A 1,993-nucleotide genomic window follows, 5' to 3' on the forward strand; every position below is an offset into this window, starting at 1 on the left:
AGCGCGATCCGGTCGCCAGGAGCCGCGGCGAGCGCCCACGGACCCGCCACCCCTTCGTCGCCGTGCACGACGAAGTCGACGGCGATCGAGCGCCGCTCGAGGTCGACCGAGCGGACGGTGTAGGTGCGGCGCACGGGCAGCTGCTCGGGGGCGACGCTCGCCCGGAGCGCGTCGAGGTCGAAGGGCGGCTGGAGGTCGGAGCCGCGCGGCGGGAGCAAGAGCTTCACGTAGCGGTCGGTCGCGGCGAGGCGCTCGGGGTCGGACTCGGCGAGGAACGCGTCGAGCCCGTCGCCGCCGAGGTGCACGCGGACCAGGTGGCCGGTGAGGCGCTCGGTCCGCAGCACGGTGAGCACGTGCTGGCTGCGGGCGCGGCGCGGGCGGTCGGGGGACGGGGCGGCGTCGGTCATCCGTCCAGCATGCCCGGTCGCGCTCGGTGCGGGCCGAGTGCGGGCCGCTCGCGGGCGGGCGGGCGTCGAGGGGTCACGAACGGTCGCTTCCGACGGGCGGAGGGGACCGTTCTCGACGCATCGGAGCGGTCCGGGGGGCACGGCCGGGACATCCCGGCGCCGAGCGCGAGGCGGCGGCGCGAGCGCGCGTACGGACGAACGCGCGCCGAGGGGTCACGAACAGTTGCTTCCGAAGGACGGAAGGAGCCGTTCGCGACGCATCGGAGCAGGCCGAGGGCACGGACGGGGCATCGCGGCGGGGATCCGCGCGAGGCGGCGGCGCGGGCGGGCGCTGATCCGTCGCTCACGGCCCGCGGAGGAGCGCAGGACGGGCCGTCCGCGACGGATCGGAGCGGGCCGGGCGCGCCTGGGCGCCGCATGCGGAGCGAGCGCGTGCCTGCCGGAAGGCGCCGGGCGTCGATCCGTCACGAACGGCCCGTGCGGGAGGACGGAACGGGCCGTCAGCGACGGATCGGAGCGGGCGGCCGGAGGCCCTAGCCGACGGAGCGGAGCGGACAGCAGCGCACGTCGGCGGAGCGGGCGGCGCCGCGGCCGACGGCCCGGCGGACGGCCGGTGGCGCGAGGTGCGCTCACGCGGGGCGCGGCGGCGGGGGCGCGCCTACTCTCGCTTGATGACTGCGACGGCTCCGCGACTCCGGCACGACCGACTGGTCGCCCCCGACGTGCTGCGCGGAGTGGCGGTGGCGGCCATGCTCGTCGCGCACGCGATGCCGCTCGTGCCGAGCGCCCGCACGGGGGTCGTCGGGTTCCTGGCGTGGAACGTCAACGATCTCGCGTCGCCGCTGTTCGCGCTGGTGATGGGGATGTCGGCGGCCCTGGTGCTCGCGCGGCCCGGCGCCTCACCCGGGCGGGTGCTGCTGCGGAACGCGATCCGCGGCGCGGTGCTCGTGGCACTCGGCGTCTGGCTCGAGACCTGGGGCAGCTGGATCGCGATCGTGCTGCAGTACCTCGGCGTCGTGCTCGTGCTCGGCACGCCGCTGCTCCTCCTCCGCTCCCGGACGATCGCCGCGCTGGCCGCCGTGCTCGCGCTCGCCGCCGGGCCCGCGAACGCCGCGGTCGCCGCCGCCGCACCCGGCTCTCCGCTCGCTCTCTGGCTCTTCACCGGGCCGAGCTACCGCGCGACCAACCTGCTCCCCTTCTTCCTCCTCGGAGCCCTGCTGCTGCGGCACGGCGCGCAGCGCGACCGGCTGCTGCCGGTGCTCGCGGCGGTCGCGGTCGTCGCGTATCCGGTGCGGCCGCTGGTCGCGCTCCTGCTCGGCGTGGAGTCGCCCTCCGGCAGCCTCCCGGACACCCTGCACGACCTCGGGCTCGTGCTCCTGGCCTACGTCGCGGTGGTGCTGCTGACCACGTCGCGCTCCACCGCTGTCCAGCGGCTGCTGGTGCCGCTCCGGGCGATCGGCACGCTCGCGCTCTCGGTCTACGTGCTGCAGGTGGCGCTCGTCGCAGCGCTCGCGCGGGCGGGCCTCGGCTACTCCGCCGACACTCCGCTCGCCGCTCTCGCCCTGGTGCTCGGGCTGTGCACGGCC

At 76.8% G+C, this 1,993-nt stretch carries 2 protein-coding genes; one reads left to right on the forward strand and one right to left on the reverse strand.

The window, feature by feature from the left end; genetic code table 11:
• The coding region (locus C5C27_RS17380; RefSeq protein WP_181133589.1) for a siderophore-interacting protein at positions 1 to 407 on the reverse strand (407 nt) is incomplete at its 3' end.
• 671 nt (positions 408 to 1,078) lie between these two features.
• On the opposite strand from C5C27_RS17380, the gene C5C27_RS17385 reads away from it, so the two are divergent.
• A partial coding sequence (locus C5C27_RS17385) for a heparan-alpha-glucosaminide N-acetyltransferase domain-containing protein (protein WP_146079761.1) occupies positions 1,079 to 1,993 on the forward strand: 915 nt, incomplete at its 3' end.

It is taken from the genome of Rathayibacter sp. AY2B7 (assembly GCF_002931635.1).
GTDB lineage: Bacteria > Actinomycetota > Actinomycetes > Actinomycetales > Microbacteriaceae > Rathayibacter.